The sequence below is a fragment of the Mesorhizobium silamurunense genome (assembly GCF_014843825.1).
Lineage (GTDB): Bacteria > Pseudomonadota > Alphaproteobacteria > Rhizobiales > Rhizobiaceae > Mesorhizobium > Mesorhizobium silamurunense.
The window spans coordinates 11,611-26,892 of record NZ_JHQR01000139.1; the positions used below are offsets into that span (position 1 = coordinate 11,611).

The 15,282-nt window shown below is 64.0% G+C and carries 19 protein-coding genes; 9 read left to right on the forward strand and 10 right to left on the reverse strand.

Annotated elements, in window-relative coordinates:
• Nucleotides 1-39: 39 nt before the first annotated feature.
• The gene (locus tag DH10_RS16140) at nucleotides 40-195 is read left to right on the forward strand and encodes a hypothetical protein (protein WP_096874974.1); all 156 of its coding nucleotides are present in this window, start codon (nucleotides 40-42) and stop codon (nucleotides 193-195) included.
• Between the two features lie 98 nt (nucleotides 196-293).
• On the opposite strand, the gene DH10_RS16145 is transcribed toward DH10_RS16140, so the two are convergent.
• Nucleotides 294-1,055 carry an SOS response-associated peptidase gene (locus DH10_RS16145; RefSeq protein ID WP_192244440.1) on the reverse strand — a complete coding sequence of 254 codons (762 nt, stop codon included), beginning with the start codon at nucleotides 1,053-1,055 and terminating at the stop codon, nucleotides 294-296.
• Nucleotides 1,056-1,164: 109 nt separating this feature from the next.
• Between DH10_RS16145 and DH10_RS16150 the strand changes: the two genes are divergently transcribed.
• The 4 genes from DH10_RS16150 (at nucleotide 1,165) to DH10_RS16165 (ending at nucleotide 3,575) form a co-directional block, all read left to right on the forward strand.
• On the forward strand, nucleotides 1,165-1,590 hold the full coding sequence (locus DH10_RS16150; protein WP_192244442.1) for an NUDIX domain-containing protein: 426 nt from the start codon (nucleotides 1,165-1,167) through the stop codon (nucleotides 1,588-1,590).
• A gap of 72 nt (nucleotides 1,591-1,662) precedes the next feature.
• Nucleotides 1,663-2,040 carry a TIGR02301 family protein gene (locus DH10_RS16155; RefSeq protein WP_192244527.1) on the forward strand — a complete coding sequence of 126 codons (378 nt, stop codon included), beginning with the start codon at nucleotides 1,663-1,665 and terminating at the stop codon, nucleotides 2,038-2,040.
• Between the two features lie 324 nt (nucleotides 2,041-2,364).
• Nucleotides 2,365-2,622: a hypothetical protein gene (locus DH10_RS16160; RefSeq protein ID WP_192244445.1), complete on the forward strand. Its 258-nt coding sequence runs from the start codon at nucleotides 2,365-2,367 to the stop codon at nucleotides 2,620-2,622.
• A gap of 155 nt (nucleotides 2,623-2,777) precedes the next feature.
• Complete coding sequence (locus DH10_RS16165) at nucleotides 2,778-3,575, forward strand: hypothetical protein (protein WP_192244447.1); 798 nt, start codon at nucleotides 2,778-2,780, stop codon at nucleotides 3,573-3,575.
• Between the two features lie 18 nt (nucleotides 3,576-3,593).
• On the opposite strand, the gene DH10_RS36985 is transcribed toward DH10_RS16165, so the two are convergent.
• The 4 genes from DH10_RS36985 to DH10_RS16180 all read right to left on the reverse strand — a co-directional run bounded on the left by DH10_RS36985 (nucleotide 3,594) and on the right by DH10_RS16180 (nucleotide 5,910).
• On the reverse strand, nucleotides 3,594-4,046 hold the full coding sequence (locus tag DH10_RS36985) for a nucleotidyl transferase AbiEii/AbiGii toxin family protein (protein ID WP_343221556.1): 453 nt from the start codon (nucleotides 4,044-4,046) through the stop codon (nucleotides 3,594-3,596).
• Nucleotides 3,982-4,227, reverse strand: a complete 246-nt coding sequence (locus DH10_RS36990; protein WP_246505868.1) for a hypothetical protein — start codon at nucleotides 4,225-4,227, stop codon at nucleotides 3,982-3,984. Before DH10_RS36990 ends, DH10_RS36985 begins: the two co-directional genes overlap by 65 nt.
• A 75-nt stretch (nucleotides 4,228-4,302) precedes the next feature.
• A complete protein-coding gene (locus tag DH10_RS16175) occupies nucleotides 4,303-4,527 on the reverse strand; it encodes a hypothetical protein (RefSeq protein WP_192244449.1) in 225 nt (74 codons plus the stop codon).
• Nucleotides 4,528-4,578: 51 nt separating this feature from the next.
• The gene (locus tag DH10_RS16180; RefSeq protein ID WP_192244451.1) at nucleotides 4,579-5,910 is read right to left on the reverse strand and encodes a dihydroorotase; all 1,332 of its coding nucleotides are present in this window, start codon (nucleotides 5,908-5,910) and stop codon (nucleotides 4,579-4,581) included.
• A gap of 77 nt (nucleotides 5,911-5,987) precedes the next feature.
• On the opposite strand from DH10_RS16180, the gene ygfZ reads away from it, so the two are divergent.
• The 3 genes from ygfZ to DH10_RS16195 all read left to right on the forward strand — a co-directional run bounded on the left by ygfZ (nucleotide 5,988) and on the right by DH10_RS16195 (nucleotide 9,708).
• The gene (gene ygfZ, locus DH10_RS16185) at nucleotides 5,988-6,863 is read left to right on the forward strand and encodes a CAF17-like 4Fe-4S cluster assembly/insertion protein YgfZ (protein ID WP_192244453.1); all 876 of its coding nucleotides are present in this window, start codon (nucleotides 5,988-5,990) and stop codon (nucleotides 6,861-6,863) included.
• On the forward strand, nucleotides 6,863-7,501 hold the full coding sequence (locus DH10_RS16190; protein ID WP_192244455.1) for a YfbR-like 5'-deoxynucleotidase: 639 nt from the start codon (nucleotides 6,863-6,865) through the stop codon (nucleotides 7,499-7,501). The genes ygfZ and DH10_RS16190 overlap by 1 nt, the downstream gene beginning before the upstream one ends.
• A 65-nt stretch (nucleotides 7,502-7,566) precedes the next feature.
• The gene (locus DH10_RS16195) at nucleotides 7,567-9,708 is read left to right on the forward strand and encodes a putative bifunctional diguanylate cyclase/phosphodiesterase (RefSeq protein ID WP_192244457.1); all 2,142 of its coding nucleotides are present in this window, start codon (nucleotides 7,567-7,569) and stop codon (nucleotides 9,706-9,708) included.
• Between the two features lie 19 nt (nucleotides 9,709-9,727).
• Here DH10_RS16195 and DH10_RS16200 read toward each other — a convergent pair whose 3' ends face one another.
• Nucleotides 9,728-10,618 carry a fatty acid desaturase family protein gene (locus tag DH10_RS16200; RefSeq protein WP_192244529.1) on the reverse strand — a complete coding sequence of 297 codons (891 nt, stop codon included), beginning with the start codon at nucleotides 10,616-10,618 and terminating at the stop codon, nucleotides 9,728-9,730.
• A 107-nt stretch (nucleotides 10,619-10,725) separates the two neighbouring features.
• Between DH10_RS16200 and DH10_RS16205 the strand changes: the two genes are divergently transcribed.
• Nucleotides 10,726-11,649 carry a LysR substrate-binding domain-containing protein gene (locus DH10_RS16205; protein WP_192244459.1) on the forward strand — a complete coding sequence of 308 codons (924 nt, stop codon included), beginning with the start codon at nucleotides 10,726-10,728 and terminating at the stop codon, nucleotides 11,647-11,649.
• Between the two features lie 21 nt (nucleotides 11,650-11,670).
• Here the strand turns inward: DH10_RS16205 and DH10_RS16210 are convergent, their stop codons facing one another.
• The 4 genes from DH10_RS16210 to DH10_RS16225 form a co-directional block, all read right to left on the reverse strand.
• Entirely contained in the window at nucleotides 11,671-11,943 is a 273-nt protein-coding gene (locus tag DH10_RS16210) for a DUF3303 domain-containing protein (RefSeq protein ID WP_192244461.1), read from the reverse strand.
• Between the two features lie 17 nt (nucleotides 11,944-11,960).
• A complete protein-coding gene (locus DH10_RS16215) occupies nucleotides 11,961-13,424 on the reverse strand; it encodes a RimK family protein (protein WP_192244463.1) in 1,464 nt (487 codons plus the stop codon).
• Nucleotides 13,425-13,428: 4 nt separating this feature from the next.
• Complete coding sequence (locus tag DH10_RS16220; protein WP_192244465.1) at nucleotides 13,429-14,526, reverse strand: GNAT family N-acetyltransferase/peptidase C39 family protein; 1,098 nt, start codon at nucleotides 14,524-14,526, stop codon at nucleotides 13,429-13,431.
• 209 nt (nucleotides 14,527-14,735) lie between these two features.
• A partial coding sequence (locus tag DH10_RS16225; protein ID WP_192384988.1) for an anti-sigma factor family protein occupies nucleotides 14,736-15,282 on the reverse strand: 547 nt, incomplete at its 5' end.

Sequence of the window (15,282 nt, forward strand, 5' to 3'; positions counted from 1 at the left end):
CAAACGCGGGACACGAAAACGTTACCAGGGAAGAGAACAATGCCACGAAGCAAGCAGGAACAGAGCCGACCGCCGCAACAGCCGCTCACCAAGCACTATCGCGCGATCGGCCCGGCGGCAATCGTCGCAGCCCTTCTGCATACCGCGAAGAAGAAGAAGCCGGCGCAGAAGATCGTTTCGCCGCGCGCCGCCTGAAAAGGCACGACCGGCGCGACCTCCTGTAGTGAGGCGCCGACGATGAGGGCGACGCCGATGCGCGCCCTGGGAATGAAGGCCTCCGTTAACAGCCTTCGCTAAAACAGAGTCATCTGGTTTTCGTCCGCGCCGGGCTTCTGGCGCCTGATCCTCTCGGGCTGAGGCCCGACGACACCCCGCTCCTGAATCTCCGGCCCGGTGTTGGCGACCTTGTTGACAAGGTCGGAAACCGGGACAGCCTCGAAGAAATCGGGTTCGGCAGGCTTCAAGAGGTCGAGCACGTCGCGCGGCTCCTGCGTGCGGCAATCCAGCCAGCGGGCGAAGTCGCGCTCGTCGATCACCACCGGCATGCGGTCGTGAATATGGGCGATGCCGGCATTGGCACAGGTCGTCAGGATAGCGCCGGTATCCATTTCGGAGCCGCCGGGCTCGGCATAGGTCTCGACCAGGCCGGCGAAAGCGATCGTCCCACCGCGCCTCGGCCGGATCCAGTAGGGCTGGCCCTTAGTGCTGCCCGACTGCTGCCATTCATAGAAACCTGAGGCCGGCACAAGAGCGCGGCGATGGCGCATGGCGGTTTTGAACGAGGCCTTTTCCAACACGCCTTCCGAGCGGGCGTTGAAGAGCAGCGGAAATTCCCTGGTGTCCTTGACCCAGGCCGGGATCAGGCCCCAACGCACCAGCATCGCCTGGCGATCCGGCAGGTTGGAGCCCGGCGCACGCGGCGGACCTGCGAGCGCCATCAGCACCGGCTGCGTCGGGGCGATGTTGTAGCGAGCCGGAAACTCCTCCAGCTCCGCCAGGCCGAGAAAGGCGGCGGTCTGGCCCGGCGTGGCGGTCAGGGCAAAGCGTCCGCACATGGATCGAGGCTCTTCGAATTGAGGCGCCACAAAAGTGGCGATGGAACCGCGGCGCCGCAACCGCTAATGCTGAGCCCGGCCAGTCGGTCCACAACAGGCTGCTTTCGTCATGGAACCACGCAAGATAGTCCCCGCTGTCTCCGTAGCCGTCGTGCGCGGCAAGACGGTGCTGCTGGTCAAGCGCGCGCGGCCGCCCTCGCAAGGGTTCTATGCCTATCCCGGCGGCAAGGTCGAGCCGGGCGAAACGCTGGAAGAAGCCGCGGCGCGTGAGCTTGCGGAGGAGACCGGGCTCGAGGCTAAGGATTACCGCGTGCTGCGCGACATCCATATCGACGGCATCAGTGAGAATCACGCCGTCGATTATCTGCTGACGGTGTTCGGTGCGATCCATGCCGGCGGCGAGCCGGTGGCAAGCGACGATGCCGAGACGGCGGCCTTCTACACGTTGGCGGAAATGGCGGAGATGCCGCTCGCCGATGCGGTGCTGGAGGTAGCCGCGGAGTTGCTGAGGCCTTCGCAAGAGGCTGGGCTATAACCCTCGAAGAATCGCCTTGCAGGCGACAAAATGTTTAGCCACAAAGCCTTACCCTTCCATCGCAAGGCTTTGATGACCCGCGCCTCTCCCCTCCTCGCCGCATGCCTTGCCATCAGCATGGCCGTCGCGGCGCGGCCGACACTCGCGGCAGAGGCGCCGTTCGAGCCCGGGCTGATGCGGCTCGCCGAGGTGCTGGGCTCGCTGCATTTCCTGCGCAATCTATGCGGCGAGAAGGGCGACCGGTGGCGGGTCGAGATGGAAAAGCTGCTCGAATCGGAAAACCCGGACCCCGAGCGGCGCGCCCGCTTCATCGCCTCCTTCAACCGCGGCTACCGCTCCTTTAGCGGCACCTACACGCAATGCACACCTTCGGCCACCGAGGCCATCGCCCGTTACATGAAGGAAGGCGAGACGCTGTCACGCGATATCGCTTCCCGCTACGGAAATTGAGCATAATCCACCAGGAATTGGCTCCAATGTGACGCGCCTTATTGTGTCGGGCTGCGCCTTGGTGCAATCATTGTGTTGCGCTTGTGCAACTGTGTTAATGAAACGTTAGTGCGCAAATGCGGAATTAACTCAAACTGAAGGTTTTAATGCCGAAAGCCGGCCTAATCGGCTAAGCTCGGCCCGGATCGAGCACAGCCTAGCTCGAAATGTAGATTGCGACCGCAAAAATGTCGTATTTACAATTACTTATCCTAGGCTGCGTATGAACTGGCAAGTCAATCGTCGATCCCTTGCCGGATCGATGCTTGAAAAGGTGGACACGCAATGGAACATGGTGTCAGCGACATCGACGCGTTGGTCAGGGAAGAAAAGCGCCTGACCGCCGTGGAGAGCCACAGCGAAGCCTGGGCTGAAGGCTTGTCGGCCGGCATCGAGCCCGAAATCATTGCCGAGGCGGCGCTTGAGACCGCCTTCGGCGAGATGTTACGCACTAATGGTGAAACCTCCGCACTGGCCCTGCTCGACCGCATGCGCGAGAAGGTCATCTCCGGCGCGTTCGAGCCGGAACGGTTCAAGCACTAGCCCGCTCGCTTTCCAATAGCGACTTTTGACGGCGACCTGCGGGCATCATGCTTACGCGCCTAGCCATTTGTTTTTTCACAATTCCGGGCGGAAAACCGTTACACACTTTTCCTAGAATTGCTCTAGCGAGCCCGGGAATCATGGAGAGCCAAGGGGTGAGATTTTCAATGTCAGGCCGCCCACGCGGGCTGATCCTTAGCATATGGATTGCCGCTTCCTGCTGCGCCGTTCCGCTGGCGATCTGCCTCGCCAGCACGCCATCCTACGCGCTGAGCGAGATACAGCGCGAGGACCTGCCCTCGCCGGTCACGCCGCCTGCCGGTAACGACACGGCCGCTCCGGGAACCACCGTGCCGATACCGGCGCCGCCCGGCACCAAACCCTCCGACGACGGCCAGCCGGCCGACGACACGGACAAGAGCGAGCCCGAGGCGCCAACCGGCAGCGGCGGCATCACCAGCCCGCGCTCCGATCCGGATGCGCCGCCGCCACCGGTCGTCTACGACCTCGACAAGCTTCCCGAACCGGTCAAACGCATGCACGGCCTGATCATCGAGGCCTGCAAGAGCGGCGACATCGAGAAACTTCGGCCGCTGATCGGCTCGGGCGAATCCATGACGCAGCTGTCGCTCGGCGACATCGACGGCGACCCGGTCACCTTCCTCAAGGGGCTCTCCGGCGACGGCGACGGCCAGGAGATTCTCGCCATTCTGGAAGAGGTGCTCAGCGCCGGCTATGTCCATGTCGACACCGGCACTCCGCAGGAACTCTATGTCTGGCCGTATTTCTTCGCGCTGCCGCTCGACAAGCTCGACCCCAGGCAACGCGTCGAGCTGTTCAAGCTCGTCACCGCGAGCGACTATGACGACATGAAGCAGTTCGGCGCCTATATCTTCTACCGCGTCGGCATCACGCCCACCGGCCAGTGGCTGTTCTTCGTCGCCGGGGATTGAGTTTTCGCCAACGACGCCTCATCCTTTTTCGATCTGGGCCTCCGGCCATATCCGGGCAACTTCCCGCCGCAGAACCGAAATCGCATCGGTTGCCGCCTCGGCATCCATCTGCAAAGCCTGGGCCGCATCGCGCAACTCGCCCTTATCTTGAAGCCGGTTCACTACCCATGCGACCTTGCGCTGGATATCAGCCCCATACGCGGCCTGGGCCTTGCCGAGGGCGTCGGCTGGGATTTTCCCATAAGCCTTGACCAACATTCCGAGATCGAAGGCATCACGATATGCGGTTGCGCGATCCTGGCACCGATCGGCATTCGCCAAAAGCTTCTCGGCGAACATGTCCGCGGGAATGAGGGCTGGGATGTCCAAATCGTCGTCGAACTGACCTTGCAACTGGATGCGGCCCTCACGAACGACTTCGAATCTGATCGACTGCCCCTTCGACGGGTTCAGGGAAAAAGCCTCCGACACCAAGCTCTGACGCTCGCGTCCGCAGTTCGCGATAGCCGTCGGCGTCGGCGCAGAGGAAATCCAGATCCAGCGACCGCCGATATTCGCCGAGTTTCATAACAATGGCAGTCAGGAAGTCGCGGTCCATCAGTCCGAGGGCTTCGGCCATGATCCTGTGTTCGGGCTTTCTGAACTCCTTCATGACCTCAGCTCGCGGTGTTTCCTGCTTTGATTGATTGCTGCGAGAAGACGTTCAAGAAGAGAGGAAAGCGAAACCTTACGAGGTGGTCAAAAGGATGCCATGACCGAACTTGTCAGCCAACTTCCTTATAAGCAGCTTTTCACGCACCGTAAGACGCTCTTGATCAACGAACCGCCAGTTGCGCTCGTATAGCGCAAATGCCTCTTCCGCAGGGATCGGGCGCGCCGTATCGCGATTCCAGGCGAGCGCCTGGAGTTGCGGAAACCTTGCGGGAACAATGGGCGCGATGTTTGCGGTCATGGCGCCCCTAAAAATAGTGCAGAGCGCTTAAGAAATCCACGCCGACGAAGCCTAGGCCGGCAGCGCCTCGGAAAACTCCACCGCCATGCCTTGGCCGGGCGTAACGAGCTCGCCCTCCCACATCACCCGGTTGCCGCGCACGATCGTGCCGACCGGCCAGCCGGTGACTTGCCTGCCGTCATAGGGCGTCCAGCCGGCCCTGGAGCCGGCCTGCGCGTTGGTGATGGTCTCGCGACGCTTGAGGTCCACGACGGTGAAGTCGGCGTCGTAGCCGGCGGCGATGCGGCCCTTTCTCGCCATGCCGAAGATGCGCTGCGGGCCGTGGCTGGAGAGGTCGACGAAACGCTGCAGGGTGAGCCGGCCGGCGTTCACATGGTCGAGCATGATCGGCACCAGCGTCTGGACGCCGGTCATGCCGGAGGGCGAGGCCGGATAAGGCTTTGCCTTCTCGGAGAGCGTGTGCGGCGCATGGTCGGAGCCCAGCACATCGACGATGCCTTCATGAATGCCGCGCCAGACGCCGTCGCGATGGCGCGCCGCCCGCACCGGCGGGTTCATCTGGATCAGCGTGCCGAGCCGCGCATAGTCGTCCGCCGTCAGCGTCAGGTGATGCGGCGTCGCCTCGCAGGTGGCGACATCCTTATGCTGTTCGAGGAAGGGTATCTCCTCGGCCGTCGAGATGTGGAGCACGTGGATGCGCGCGCGTGTCTGTCTCGCGATGCGCACCAGGCGCTCGGTGCAGCGCTGCGCCGCTATCTCGTCGCGCCAGACCGGATGAGACGAGGGATCGCCCTCGACGCGAAACCCAAGCCGCTCGCGCAGGCGGAACTCGTCCTCCGAGTGAAAGGCGGCGCGGCGGCGCGTGTTCTTCAGGATGGAAGCCACCCCTTCGTCGTCCTCGACCAGCAGGTCGCCGGTGGACGAGCCCATGAACACTTTGATGCCGGCCGCGCCCGGCAGCCGCTCCAACTCGCCGACATAGCCGGCATTGTCGCGCGTGCCGCCGACCCAAAAGGCGAAGTCGCAATGCATGCGGTTCGTGGCGCGCCGCACCTTGTCGGCAAGGGCGGCCTCGCTGGTGGTCAGCGGATTGGTGTTGGGCATCTCGAAGACGGCGGTAACGCCGCCCAGCACAGCGGCGCGAGAGCCTGTCTCCAGATCTTCCTTGTGCTCCAGGCCCGGCTCGCGGAAATGCACCTGGCTATCGACGACGCCGGGCAGGACGTGCAGGCCATTGCAGTCGATCGTCTCGCCGGCCGATGCCTGGCCGAGATCGCCGATTGCGGCAACGCGCCCGGCCTTCACGCCGACGTCGCGCCGGCCTTCGCCGTCATGGTTGACCACAGTGCCGCCTGTCAGGATGAGGTCGAAAGTGGTTGCCATGGACAGGTCCAATCTCTTGCGGGGGGAGTGAGGCCGGCTTACGTAATGACCATCATTTTTGCAAGATCAGGCCGCTCATGCCCTTTGCCCTGCTGAAAGACCGCGCGCTCATTTCCGTGTCAGGCCCGGATGCCGAGCATTTCTTGCAGAACATCCTCACCACCGATCTGGATGCGCTCGGCCCGGGCGAAGCAAAGCCTGGCGCGCTGCTTGCGCCGCAGGGCAAAATCCTGTTCGACTTCCTGATCTCAAGGGCCGGAGACAACGGCTTGCGCCTGGAATGCCGGGCCGACATCGCCGACGATTTCGTGCGCCGGCTGATGCTTTACCGGCTAAGGGCAAAGGCCGAGATTGCCAAGCAGGATCAGGTATTTGTCACGGTCTCGTGGGGTAATGATTCAACCGCCTCACATTTTGATTCAATCGGGGCTCAATCAACGGCGCTTACCGACGCCCGCTTCCGCGACGTAGCGGTCAGGCGGGTCTATGGCGACGCAGCGGGTGATGGCGACGCCGGCGCCTGGCAGGCCCTGCGCATCGCCAATGGCATCGCGGAAAGCGGCTCCGACTACCAGCTCGGCGACGCCTTTCCGCATGACGTCCTGCTCGACGAGACCGGCGGCGTCGGCTTCAAGAAAGGCTGTTATGTCGGCCAGGAAGTGGTCTCGCGCATGCAGCATCGCGGCACCGCGCGACGCCGTGTGCTGATTGCCGCTGCCGCTGGCTCGCTGCCCCCGAGCGGCACGGAGGTGACTGTCAATGGCCGGCCCGTCGGCACTCTGGGTTCGGTAAGCGGCGGACGCGGCCTCGCCATCGCCCGCATCGACCGCGTCAAGGCAGCGCTTGATGCCTGCGATGCGATCATGGCCGGTGAGACGCCAATCATCCTCGCCATCCCGGCTTGGGCAAAATTTACCTTCCCGCAGGATGCCGTCGGCGCGGAGGAGGCCTGATGGCGGCCGACAGGGCGGGAGCGCCGCCGCGCGCCTGGCAACGCATGCTGTCCGGCCGGCGGCTCGACCTTCTCGACCCCTCGCCTCTCGACATCGAGATTGCCGACATCGCGCATGGTCTCGCCCGCGTCGCGCGCTGGAACGGCCAGACCAGCGGCGAGCACGCCTTTTCGGTGGCGCAGCATTCGCTGCTGGTCGAGGCGCTGTATGGCGAGCTGGTGCCGGCCGCTTCGGCCGAGGCGCGGCTTGCCGCGCTGCTGCATGACGCGCCCGAATATGTCATTGGCGACATGATCTCGCCCTTCAAGTCGGTGATGGGCGGCTCCTACAAGGACTGCGAGCTCAGGCTGCAGCGCGCCATCCATCTGCGCTTCTCGCTGCCGGCCGAGCTCGGCGCCGCCTTGCGCAAGGACATCAAGCGCGCCGACCAGATCGCCGCCTATTACGAGGCGACGCTGCTCGCCGGCTTCTCGACGGCGGAGGCGACCGAATATTTCGGCCGGCCGCGCGGCTTTTCCGCCGACCGCTTCGACTTCACGCCGCGCTCGGTGACGTGGGCGCAAGCGGCATTTCTGAAGCGTTTCACAATGCTTGAGGCCAAGCGGCAAGCTTTTCTTGCCGCCAATTCAACAGTGTAAAAGAACGCTAAATTAACCGGCAACCGCGACAGTACCATGTTCAGTCACGGTCAGCAGGCGCGCTCATGCCCGTCGCTCATGTCAAGGCTGGTTCGGCCGCGGGCAAGCGGAAAGCAACCGGTATTGGCCCGGCGCGGCGAATAGCCGAGGAACTGCGCGCGCAAAACGAGCGCTTTTCGGCTGCCGTCGAAAACATGTCGCATGGCCTGTGCATGTTCGATGCCGACGAGCGCATGATCATCTGCAACCGCAACTACGTCGACCTCTTCCGCCTCGACGCCAAGGTCATGAAGCCCGGCATCCGCTTCTTCGACATCCTGCAGCACAGCGTCGATATCGGCATCGCCTCGCAAAGCGCCGAGCAGCTCTATGCCGTCCGAAAGCCCTATATCGACGGCGCGAAGCCCTCGATCTATGAGGAGACGCTGGCGGACGGGCGCATCATCGTCATCTCGCACCGGCCGCTCGCCTCCGGCGGCTGGGTGTCGATCTACGAGGACGTGACCGTGCAGCGGCGCGCCGAGGAGGAGCTGAAGGAGCAGCACCGCCGCTTCAACGCCGCTTTAGCCAACATGTCGCAAGGCCTGCTGATGTACGACGCCGACGGCAAGATGATCGTGCGCAATCAACGTTTTCTGGAGCTCTACAAGGTCGCCGAGGCCGATTTCCCGTTTGGAACGACGCATCGCGACGCGCTCGAACGGCTGCTGGAACTCGGCATCTACACCAAGATCGACGTCGACAGCGAAGTCGCCAAGACCGAAGCCGCCCTTCGGGCGGGCAAGATGCAGTCGACTTACCGCTATCTTGCCGACGGCAGGACGTTTCTCGTCGTGCGTCAGCCGATGGGCGGCGGTGGCTGGGTGGTGACTTTCGACGATGTCACCGAACGACGCCGCACCGAAGAACGCATGACGCATCTTGCGCATCACGACACGCTGACCAACCTGCCCAACCGTTCGATGTTCCGCGAGCGGCTGGACCAGGCGCTGAGCGAGGCCAAGGCCGCGCCGCTGGCGATCTTCTCGCTCGACCTCGACCGCTTCAAGGCGGTCAACGATACCTTCGGGCACCCGGCCGGCGACTGGCTGCTGAAATGCGTGGCCGAGCGCCTGCAGCGCCGCCTGCGCAGCGAGAAGGACGTGGTGGCCCGTTTCGGCGGCGACGAATTCGCCATCATCCAGTCCAATATCAAGGGCGCGGCCGATGCCGAAAAGCTTGCCAAGCGCATTATCGAGGTGATCGGCAAGCCTTATCGCGACAAGGGCCGCGAGATGCATGTCGGCGTCAGCCTCGGCATCGCACTCTATCCCGCCGACGGGCAGGATGCCGACACGCTGCTCACCAATGCCGACATGGCGCTCTACCGGGGCAAGAGCGAGGGCCGCAACATCTACCGCTTCTTCGAGCCGGGCATGGACGCCATGGTGCGGGAGCGCCGGGCGCTCGAATCCGATCTCGAAGCCGCACTCCCGAGGCGCGAATTCGAGCTGGACTACCAGCCGATCCTCGACATCACGTCCGGCGACATCGTCGGCGCCGAGGCGCTGATGCGCTGGCGCTCGCCGTCGCGCGGGCTGGTGCCGCCGGACGACTTTATCGCGGCGGCAGAGGAGACCGGGCTGATCGTGCAGCTCGGCGACTGGGCGCTGCGCAAGGCCTGCGGCGTGGCAGCGGGCTGGCCGCGGGACATGCGCATGGCGGTCAACGTCTCGGCGGCCCAGATCAAGAGCGGCAGCTTCGCCCGCGGCGTGATCTCGGCGCTCGCCTTTTCCGGTCTGCCGGCCAGCCGGTTGGAACTCGAAATCACCGAGACGGTGATGATGGACGAGAGCGAAACAGTGCTGAGGACGCTCGGCCAGTTGCGCGGGCTCGGCGTTCGCATCGCGCTCGACGATTTCGGCACCGGCTATTCCTCGCTCGGTTACCTGCGGCGCTTCCCCGTCGACAAGATCAAGATCGACCGCTCGTTTATCCGCGACCTCGACAAGCGCGATACGGCGGCGATCGTGCGCACCGTGATCGGGCTCGGCGCCGAGCTTGGCGTCACCGTCACCGCCGAAGGCGTCGAGACCGAAGCGCAGCTCGACATGCTGCGCAAGGCCGGCTGCGGCGAGGCGCAAGGTTTTCTGATCGGCGTGCCGGCCAAGGCAACCGAAATGAGCCGGCTGCTGCGCTCGCAAGCGTCGATGCGCCGATCCGGCTGACGCCAGACGTTTCGGCCCCTCAGCGCAGCGTCTCGATGTATTTCTCGTGGAAGCTTACATAGCCGGGCTCGACCGCTTTCAGATGCCGCGCGATCAGCCGATGGAACGCCGGCAGCTGGTGGAACGGCACGCCGGGATAGGCGTGGTGCTCGGCATGATAGGGCATGTTCCAAGCGAGCTTGCGCACGACCCAGTTGGTGAGCGTCGTCCTGGTGTTTTCCAGCATGTTGGCGACGAGGGGGCAGCGGCCATGCTCGGCCAGCAGATAAAGCCTGAGGAAGGGCTGTCCGAGCAGCGCCGGCACGATCCAGACATAAAGCAGCACGCTTGCCTTGAACCAGACGGCAAGCGCCAGCACGACGACGTAGAAAGCGATCATGGCCCGCGCCTCGGCCTGCACTTTCGGCAGGCCCTTCGCCGGCACATAGCTGTCCCGGCAGTCGCCAGTCGCATTGATGTAGAGCGTCTTGAAATGGCCCCACCACATCGGCAGGCCCGAGACGTGGACAATGTATTGCCGCAAGGTCTCGGGCTTCGGGAAGGCCAATTCCGGATCGTTCTCCGGATCCTGGGTGAAGCGGTGATGCGCGAAATGAAAATAGCGGAACCAATCGGCGGGCAGCGCGATCGCCAGGCTGCAGAGCCGCGCGACGGCGTCATTCAGCCACTGCGTCTCAAACGCCGTCCTGTGCACGGTCTCGTGCAGCAGCGTGAACAGGAACACGATCACGATGCCCTGGAGCAGCATCAGGAGCGGCCAGAACGGCACCTTGGCCGCGATCAGCGTGCCGAGGGCGACGATGGCGCCGATATGGACGGCGAACTGGACGAGGCCTGGCACATCCGACTTGCCGGTCAGCCGGCCGCGCTCCTCATTGCTCAGCGAGGCGATGACATCGCGATGGTCGATGGTGTGGTCGATGGCGCTCATTAACGCCACCATACTGCAGAAAGAAACCTTTAGAAAAACGAGGAATTCTGCAAAATAGATAAGCCCAGCTTATCTTTCGGATCACAATGGTCGCACTTCCCTCCCTGCGCGGACTTCAAGCCTTCGAAGCCGCAGCGCGCACGGGCAGCTTCGCCGCGGCGGCGGAAGAGCTGTCGGTCTCGGCGGCCGCCGTCAGCCAGCTCATCCGTACCGTCGAGGAGCAGATGGGCCGCAAGCTGTTCCACCGCGTCAACCGCCGCGTCGTGCTGACCGAGGCCGGCGTCGAGATGCTGCCCAGGCTCACCATGGCCTTCCGGGAGATCGGCAGCGTCGCGCGCGATGTCGGCGGCGATGCGTTCCGGCCAAGGCTCGTCATCTCGGTGCCGCCTTCGATGGCGATGGGCTGGCTCTCCGAGCGCCTTGCCGGCTTTGTCGCCAGCCACGGCGCCGCGGACATCTCGCTCAGAGGCGAGGACGACCCGGTGCCGCTTGACCATGAGCTAATCGACATCCGGCTTTCCTATGGCCCGCACTATCGCGAGCACCCGACCGAGGAGATCGTCCGCGATGCCGTCTATCCCGTCTGCGCGCCGGGCCTTGCCGGCGCAATCAGGTCCGAAAACCTCGCCGGCCTGCCACTGATCCACACCGACTGGGGACCGTCCGGCGCCTCCTTTCCGTCCTGGCGCAACTGGTTCGAAGCGGTGGGCATCGAGCCAGGGCGGGCGGCGCAGCGCGGCCTTTCCGCCAACTCGTCGCGGGCAGCACTCGACCTCGCCATTTCGGGGCTGGGCGTGGCGCTGGCGCAAGGGATTTACTGTGCTGGGGCGCTGGAAGACGGCAAGCTGGTGCGGCCTGCAACTGACCGGCTGGAACTGCGCCAGCCCTATTGCCTGACGATCCCCGAGCGCAGCGCGAGGCGCGATGTCGTAGCGGCATTCCGCCGATGGCTGATCGAGGAATGCGTCCGTGCGGTCAGATCTCCGGCGCTAATCGCCGCATCCATCTGACGACCGCGTGTAAGTGCTTGCTCAAAGGTGTCCGGCCAATGCCGCCACCATGTCCTTGCTGGTGGCAACGGGAACGATCTCGAACTCCACCAGGTCCGCCCATTCGATGACCCAGCGCTGCAGCAGCGTGACGTCATCGGCCTCGACCAGCAGGAAGCAGCGGCTCATGTCGCCTGCGATCCAGCTGTGATGCACGACAAGCTCGTCGGGCTTCAGCCGGCCACGGTCGCGGAAGCGGCGGTAGATCTCCTTGCGGTCGCAGCCGCTAAAATCCTCGATCACGAAAAACAGCATCTTGCCCCCATCGGTGATTATCTGCCCGGCCGCTCCAGGCGTTCCAGGAACCACTGCGTCAGCCTCACCCACAGCTCGTCCTTCTCGCCGGAATCCTCCCAGCCATGGTCGAGATTGGGGTTGTCGTTGACCTCGATGACGAAGACGCCGTCCCTGGTCTCCTTGAGATCGACGCCGTAGAGCCCGTCGCCGATGCAGCGCGCCGCCTTCACCGCCGTCTCGACGACATGCGGCGGCGTCTGCTTGAGCGTGAAGGTCTTGATGCCGCCCTGGTCCGGCTTGCCGTTGGCCTTGTGGTTGACGATCTGCCAGTGCTTCTTCGCCATCAGATAATGCACGGCAAACAGCGGCTGCCCGCCGAGCACGCCGACGCGCCAGTCATATTCGGTCGGGATGAATTTCTGCGCGATGAGGAGATCGGAATCCTCCAGCCATTCGGTCGCTAGCTTGGTCAGCTCGGCAAGGTTCTCGCATTTCTTGACGCCGCGCGAGAAGGATGAGTCCGGGATCTTCAGCACCAGCGGGAAGCCCAAGGTCTGGGCCGCGAGTTCCAGATCGGAGGTGCCGGCAATCATCACGGTCGGCGGCACCGGCACCTTGTTGTAGGTCATCAGTTCGTTGAGATAGACCTTGTTGGTGCAGCGGATCATCGACAGCGGGTCGTCGATCACCGGCATGCCTTCCTGCTGGGCGCGGCGCGCGAAGCGGTAGGTGTGGTTGGAGATGGACGTCGTCTCGCGGATGAACAGCGCGTCGTAGTTGGCGAGCTTGGCGAGGTCCTTCCTGGTGATCGGCTCGATCTCGACGCCCATCTTCTCGGCGATCCGCGCCCAGTAGCGCAGCGAGGAAATCTCCGACGGCGGCAGCTCCTCATGCGGATCGACCAGCGTCGCGAAAGTATAGCGCGACGGCGTCCGGCCCTTGGTGTCACGCCACTCGCGGTTGGTGTAGGTCTCCAGGCACTGCAGGAAGGAGGCTTCCTCCTCGTCGGTCATGCGGGCGAGCGGCAGGAAGCCGATCTTGCGGATCGAGGCCCATTCGGCGCTGTCCTTGATGTGGACCTCCAGCGCCGGCGCGCGGAACCAGTCGAACAGGAGCTTGGTGAAGCGATCCCACACTTTCGACGGGCCGATACCGAAGAAGACGGCGACCTTGGATGGGAAGGTGCCGCCGAGATCCTTGCGGCATTTGTTGAGCGCAAGCTCGAGTTCGGGCAGCGCGTGCTCGTAGAGCTTGCGCTCCGAAAGATCGATCATCGTCTCGACCGTCGGGATCACCTTGTGGCCGCGCGAGCCGGCGAGCAGCGAGGCATAGTAACCGCGGCTCTGGTAGCCGTAATTGTTCGACAGGTTGATCACCTTCGGCCGCTGGCCGCGAAACAGCGCCGGATGCGCGAGATAGTCGCGGTTGGTGATGATCTTGTGCGGCGTCGCCACCTGGTCGAGGTCGTTCTGCCTGCCTGTAAGGATGACCCAGGTCATTGTTTCAGCGTTTTCCCAGAGTGATGGCGGCGCGCAACCCATCGCGGCCGAACTGAGCCATGTTCATGAAGATGCCATAGGGCACCGGGATGTTGGCGGCGTCGAGGATCGTTTCCTGCCTTTCGTCCTCGACCCAGGGATCGTGGATGAGGATATGGTCGCCGTCGTCGCCGATGGCGAGCACCCAATGCGGCACCTTCTTGCCGAACATCAGGAAGCCGCTGATCAGCACCAGCACCAGCTTGCCGCCGGCAAGGGCCGAGCGGATGTCGTCAATGCCGAACGGACGGTAATTGACCGGGATGCCGTAAAGTTCCGCGCGGCGACGGAAGTCGACCTGGGCGAGCTCCATCACCCGGCGCTTGTCCTCGCTGCGCACCGACTGCAGGAAGAGCGCGCCGTGGAAGGACACGAAGATCTCGGCGGCAAGCCCGCTTTCATAGCCGGCAACCGCCAGGCCGAAAGGCTCGCAGCCGCCCGGCCCGGACATCATGAACACCGTGGTCGCCTCGCGCCACAGGCGAATCTCCATGACCGGGTCGGGCACGAAGCCGCGGTCGAAATTGGCCATCGCCATCATCAGGCAGCAGGGGCCGCACGTGAACTCGCAGGTCTGCTGGTAGAACGGCACCTTGGTGTTGGTCGGGACATCGCCGCGCAGCGTCTTCTCGTAGCGCAGCGCCGTGGCGCCGTCCTCGTAATAGTCCGGCTCGCGGCCGATCTTGCGGTAGCCTGCCTGCTCGTAAATGTTGATGGCGCGCGGATTGTCCTCGCGCACTTCGAGCCGCAACATCATGCGGTCGTGCTCATACGCCGCCTCCTCGGCCGCGGCCAGCAGTTGCCGGCCGATGCCGAGGCTGCCGAAGAACGGACCGACTGCGATGGAATAGAGCCGGGCCACGCCGCTGCCCTTGCGAAACAGCACCACCGCGTAGCCGGCGACATGGCCGTCATTCTCGGCCACCAGCATCTCGGCGGTCTCGCGCTCGATCAACTGGCGAAAGGAGCGACGCGACAAGCGATCGCTTGAGAAGACAGCCTTCTCGATGGCGGCGAGGTCATCGACGTCTGACGCGCGGGCCTTGCGGATTTCGGCAGGCATGCGGGCTTTGGGAGAACCTCGATTGGATTTAAGGAAACGGCCCCGGTCAAAAAGCAACACCCCGGCCGAAGCGCCGGCATTCATCAAGCGCTATCGCTCCTTGATTAGGGCCGAATTGTGACACTTTCAGCGGCGCCAAGGAAGCGCGAACTGTTTGAACAAGACCGCTGTTTTGGATGGGCTGCCGGTTGCGGAAAACGCAGCCGGCATCAGCTCGAAATGCCGGCGAGAAGCTGGCCATAGGCGCTCTTGGCGACGTCCGACAGCCGCTCGCGCGGCAGCGAGCCGACGACGGCGCAGCCATAGCCTTTGTCGAGCCAGTAGACCGCCTCGGGTCCGTCCGCTTCTGCCGAATAGGTGCCCTTGGCGGTTTCGGACGATTCGGCGGTGACGAAGAGCGAGATGCGCTCGCCCTTGGCGTCCTCGTAAAGCAGCATCGCGGCCTTGCCGTGCTCGCCCGAAGGCAGCAGCCGGCCGCCGATGAGCTCGAAGCCTTCGGCCGCCAGATCGGGCGCGACCACCTTCAGCCCTACCCGGTTGGACAGCCAGGTCTGCAGATGGTCCTTGTCGCTTGCCGGCACCTCGACGGCATGACGCTTCTCAGCGGCATAGATGACATGGGCGGCGATCGCTTGCTCCGCGAGTTGGTCGTCGCTCTCGCCGCTTCGGCCGATGCCGCCGATGCCGCCGATGCCGGCGACATAGCCGCCGAACCCGCCGACCATCAGCACGGCGGCGGCCGCGGCCGAAAGCCAC